We start from the raw sequence: 5,068 nt of genomic DNA on the forward strand, positions 1-5,068 counted from the left end.
CGGTGCGGCCGGAGATGGCCGCCGTGGACCGCTCGCCCGCCGGCCGGGCCGCCGCCCGGGCCGCGCTCGGCCTGCCCGACGGCCGCAGGGTGCTGGCCGTGTTCGGCGGGTCGCTCGGCGCCCGGCGCATCAACGAGGCCGCCCTCGCCCTCGGGGAGGCGTGGCGGGACCGGGGCGACGTCGCCATCCGCCACGCCGTCGGCAGCCGCGACTGGCCCGACGTGGAGGGCCGGCTGCCCGACCCGCCGCCCGGCGGCCTCGTGTACCAGGCCGTCGAGTACGAGGAGCGCATGCCGGACGTGTTCGCCGCCGCCGACCTCGTCGTCTGCCGGGCCGGGGCGTCGACCCTGGCCGAGCTGACCGTCGTCGGCGTGCCGTCGGTGCTCGTGCCCCTGCCGATCGCCAGCGAGGACCACCAGACCGTCGGGGCCAGGGTGCTGGCCGACGCCGGCGCGGCCGTGTGGGTGCCGGACGCCGACCTCGGCGCCGAGCGGCTGGCCGCCGAGGCCGAGGCGCTGCTCGCCGACGACGCCCGCCTGGCGGCCATGGCCGAGGCCGCCCGCCGGCTGGGACGGCCCGACGCCGCCGCCCGGGTGGCCGCCCTCGTGGAGGAGCACGCCCGTGCTTGACCTCGCCACCCCCCGGCGGGTCCACGTCGTGGGCGTGGGCGGGGCCGGGATGAGCGCCATCGCCACCGTCCTCGCCGGCATGGGCCACCGGGTGACGGGGAGCGACCTCAAGGACTCGCCCGGCCTCACCCGGCTGCGGGCCGCCGGCGTGGCCGTCACCGTCGGCCACCGGGCCGAGAACGTCGGCGACGCCGAGGCGGTGGCCGTGTCGACCGCCATCCCGCCGACCAACCCCGAGGTCGTGGCCGCGGCGGAGCGGGGCGTGCCCGTCCTGCGGCGGGCCGAGGTGCTGGCCGCCATCGCCGCCACCCGGCGCACGGTCGCCGTCGCCGGCACCCACGGGAAGACGACGACCTCCTCGATGCTCGCCCTGGTGCTCTCCGAGGCCGGGATGCGGCCGTCGTTCGTGGTAGGCGGCGAGCTCAACGAGATCGGCTCGGGCGCCGTCTGGGACGAGGGCGAATGGTTCGTGGTCGAGGCCGACGAGAGCGACGGCACGTTCCTCGAGCTCGGGGCCGAGGCCGCCCTGGTCACCAACGTCGAGCCCGACCACCTCGAGCACTACGGCTCGTGGGCCGCCCTCCGGGACGCGTTCCGCCGGTTCGTGGCCGCCGCCCCCGGCCCCCGGGTGGTGTGCGCGGACGACGCCGAGGCGGCCGCCGTGGCCGCCGCCGTCGGGGGGTGCGTCACCTACGGCACGGCGGCCGGGGCGGACTGGCGGATGGTCGACGTGCGGGCGGAGCGGGCCGGCGTGTCGTTCGACCTCGTCCACGGCGACGAGGTCGTCGGGCGGGTGGCGCTGCCCGTCCCCGGCGTGCACAACGCCAGGAACGCGGCCGGGGCCCTGGTGACGGCCGTGGCGCTCGGCGCGCCGGTCGACGCCGGGCTCCGGGCCCTGGCCCGCTACGCCGGCGTGGCCCGGCGCTTCCAGTTCAGGGGCGAGGCCGCCGGCGTGACGTTCGTGGACGACTACGCCCACCTGCCCACCGAGGTGCGGGCCGCGCTGGCGGCGGCGAGGGCCGGCGGCTGGCGCCGCGTCGTGTGCGTGTTCCAGCCCCACCGCTACAGCCGCACGGCGGCCCTGTGGCAGGACTTCGCCGACGCCTTCGACGACGCCGACGTGCTCGTCCTCACCGACGTCTATGCCGCCGGCGAGGCGCCCCGCCCGGGGGTGACCGGCGCGCTGCTCGTCAACGCCGTGCTCGACGCCCACCCCTGGCGCCGGCTGGCCTACTTCCCCCGGCGGTCGGAGCTGGTCCCGTTCCTGGCGCGGGAGCTGCGTCCGGGCGACCTGTGCCTGACGCTCGGGGCCGGCGACCTGACGTCGCTGCCCGACGAGGTGCGGGCCGCGCTGGCGGCGAGGGCGGCGTGAGCGCCGGGCCGGTGGAGGCGGCCGCCGCCGTCCTCGGCGACCGGGCCCGGCGGGACGTGCCCCTCGGGCCGCTCACCACCTACCGGGTCGGCGGCCCGGCCGCCCTGTTCCTCGAGGTGGCCGACGAGGACGACCTGCGCCTGGCGGCCAAGGCGGTGGCGGCGAGCGGGGTGCCCGTGCTGGTCGTCGGCAAGGGCTCGAACCTGCTCGTGGCCGACGCCGGGTTCCCGGGGCTGGCCATCGTCCTCGGCCCGACGTTCGCCGGGATCGAGGTGGACGGCACGACGGTGCGGGCCGGCGGCGCCGCCTCCCTGCCCGTCCTGGCCCGGCGCACGGCGGCCGCGGGGCTGACCGGGCTCGAGTGGGCGGTGGGCGTGCCGGGCTCGGTCGGCGGGGCCGTCCGCATGAACGCCGGCGGGCACGGGTCGGACGTGGCGGCCACGCTGGTCAGGGTCCGCGTCGCGGACCTGTCCACCGGCGAGGATGGAGAGGTGCCCGCCGCCGACCTCCACCTGGGGTACCGCCGGTCGTCGGTGCGCCCGTCCCAGGTCGTGGTCCGCGCCGAGCTGGCGCTGGCGCCGGGGGACCGCGCCCGGTCCGAGGCGGAGATCGCCGAGATCGTCCGCTGGCGGCGGGCCAACCAGCCCGGCGGCCAGAACGCGGGGTCGGTGTTCACCAACCCGCCGGGGGACAGCGCCGGGCGGCTGGTCGACGCGGCCGGCTGCAAGGGCCTCCGGCTCGGCACCGCCCACGTGTCGCCCAAGCACGCCAACTTCATCCAGGCCGACGAGGGCGGTTCGGCCGACGACGTGCTCGCCCTGATGGTCGAGGTCGGCCGCCGGGTGGAGGAGCGCTTCGGGGTGCAGCTCGTCCCCGAGACCCGGCTGGCCGGGTTCCCCGACCCTCGACCTGTGGTGGAGGTCGAGTGACGGCGCCCACCCTCGACCGGCCGGCGGCGCCCATCGACCCGCGGTTCCGGGCCCGGCGCATCGCCGTCGCCCGTGACGCCGGCCGCCGGCGGCTCCACCGCCTGGTCGCCCTCGGCGCCGTCACCGTCCTCGTGCTGGCCGCCGTCGGCGCCCTGCGCTCGCCGTTCCTCGACGTGGACCGGGTGGCGGTCACCGGCGCCGACCACACGACCGCGGCCGCCGTCGTCGAGGCCTCGGGGGTCCGCCGGGGCGACGCCCTGGTCGACGTCGACACCGGCATGGTCAGCCGCCGGGTGAGCGAGCTGCCCTGGGTGCGCTCGGCCCGGGTCGAGCGGCAGTGGCCGGGCACGGTGGCCGTCGAGGTGCTGGAGCGGGTGCCGGTCGCCGTGGTCGAGGCCGACGGCGGCGGCGTGCTGCTGGTCGACGGCGAGGGACGGGTGCTGGCCAGGGAGGACCAGCCCCCGCCCGGCCTCGTGCTGCTCGACGGCGTCACCGCCGACCTCCTGCCGGGGGAGCACCTCGGCGGCTCGGCGGCCGCGCCGCTGGCCGTGGCCGACGCCCTGCCCCCGGCCCTGGCCCGGTCGACCTCGGCGGTCGTCGTCGACGGCGACGAGGTCGACCTCCAGCTGGTCCCGTTCGGGCGGGTCCGCCTGGGTACCCCCGAGGACCTGCCCGAGAAGTTCCTCGCCGCCGCGACCGTGCTGGCCCGGGTCGACCCGACCGGGTTCGGCGTGCTCGACGTCCGGGTGCCGAGCGCACCCGTGTTGACCAGAGTTCCGGAGAACAGTAATGTCTCAACCACAACACGAGGTTGACGTAACTCTCGACCTGTCGTCGAGGGTGAGGCCGGGGCCCATCGGGGCGCCCGGCCTTCGTCGCATGGTGCGACCGCACCCGACGGCCAGGCCGGCCCCGGGCTCGGTCCCGTCCCCGGCGGGAATCCCGCCCGCGTCCCGGAGGTAACGAACCCACATGGCCGGCATCCCCCAGAACTACCTGGCCGTGATCAAGGTGGTCGGCATCGGCGGCGGCGGGGTCAACGCGGTCAACCGCATGATCGACGCCGGGTTGAAGGGCGTGGAGTTCATCGCCATCAACACCGACGCCCAGGCCCTGCTCATGAGCGACGCCGACGTCAAGCTCGACATCGGGCGGGACCTCACGAGGGGCCTCGGCGCCGGCAGCGACCCCGAGGTCGGCCGGGCGGCGGCCGAGGCCCACCGCGAGGAGATCGAGGAGGTGCTGAAGGGCGCCGACATGGTCTTCATCACCGCGGGCAAGGGCGGCGGCACCGGCACCGGCGGGGCCCCGGTGGTGGCCGAGATGGCCAAGTCCCTCGGCGCCCTCACCATCGGCGTGGTCACCCGCCCGTTCTCCTTCGAGGGCCGGCGCCGCTCGGTCCAGGCCGAGCAGGGCATCCAGCGCCTGAAGGAGAAGGTCGACACCCAGATCGTCATCCCGAACGACCGGCTGCTCACCGTGTCGAACGAGAAGACGTCGGTGCTGAACGCGTTCAAGATGGCCGACGAGGTCCTGCTCCAGGGCGTGCAGGGCATCACCGACCTGATCACCACCCCCGGCCTCATCAACACCGACTTCGCCGACGTCAAGATGATCATGAGCAACGCGGGGTCGGCGCTCATGGGCGTCGGCTACGGGTCGGGCGAGGGCCGGGCCCTGAACGCGGCGAGGGCGGCCATCTCCAGCCCGCTGCTCGAGGCCTCCATCGAGGGGGCCCGCGGCATCCTCCTGAACATCTCCGGCGGCAGCGACCTCGGCCTGTTCGAGGTCAACGAGGCCGCCGAGGTCATCCACAACGTCGCCCACCCCGACGCCAACATCATCTTCGGCGCCGTCATCGACGACGACATGGGCGACGAGGTGCGGGTGACGGTGATCGCCGCCGGCTTCGAGCGCTGGGACGAGGGCCGGGGCGAGCGGGAGCCGGCCGGCCGCAGCAGCCTCGGCCTCGACGGCGGCGGCGACGTGTTCGGCGACGAGGACCTCGACCTCGAGGGCGACGACGACTTCGACGTGCCCTCGTTCCTGAAGTAGCGCTGGACCGCACCGTCCCCGCCGGGCCCGGGCTCGTCGCCCGCCTGCGCTTCACGACGAGGGCCGACGGCGACCTCGCCGTC

Annotated in this window: 5 protein-coding genes; all 5 read left to right on the plus strand. The window is 76.5% G+C overall.

Features of this window, described 5'->3' with window-relative positions; translation table 11 throughout:
* On the plus strand, positions 1-629 hold a 629-nt coding region (locus tag VGB14_07260; protein HEX9992707.1), incomplete at its 5' end, for a glycosyltransferase.
* Positions 622-2,001 carry a UDP-N-acetylmuramate--L-alanine ligase gene (gene murC / locus VGB14_07265; protein ID HEX9992708.1) on the plus strand — a complete coding sequence of 460 codons (1,380 nt, stop codon included), beginning with the start codon at positions 622-624 and terminating at the stop codon, positions 1,999-2,001. The genes VGB14_07260 and murC, both read left to right, overlap by 8 nt.
* Positions 1,998-2,930: a UDP-N-acetylmuramate dehydrogenase gene (gene murB, locus VGB14_07270; protein HEX9992709.1), complete on the plus strand. Its 933-nt coding sequence runs from the start codon at positions 1,998-2,000 to the stop codon at positions 2,928-2,930. Before murC ends, murB begins: the two co-directional genes overlap by 4 nt.
* The gene (locus VGB14_07275) at positions 2,927-3,745 is read left to right on the plus strand and encodes an FtsQ-type POTRA domain-containing protein (GenBank protein ID HEX9992710.1); all 819 of its coding nucleotides are present in this window, start codon (positions 2,927-2,929) and stop codon (positions 3,743-3,745) included. The genes murB and VGB14_07275 overlap by 4 nt, the downstream gene beginning before the upstream one ends.
* Before the next feature lie 157 nt (positions 3,746-3,902).
* Positions 3,903-4,985: a cell division protein FtsZ gene (ftsZ, locus tag VGB14_07280; protein ID HEX9992711.1), complete on the plus strand. Its 1,083-nt coding sequence runs from the start codon at positions 3,903-3,905 to the stop codon at positions 4,983-4,985.
* Positions 4,986-5,068 lie beyond the last annotated feature (83 nt).

The sequence above is a fragment of the Acidimicrobiales bacterium genome, assembly GCA_036399815.1.
Classification (GTDB): Bacteria; Actinomycetota; Acidimicrobiia; order Acidimicrobiales; family DASWMK01; genus DASWMK01.

Bases quoted from the DNA above. Each gene is read 5' to 3' on its own strand.
- ftsZ (HEX9992711.1), top strand. From the start codon at position 3,903: ATGGCCGGCATCCCCCAGAACTACCTGGCCGTGATCAAGGTGGTCGGC.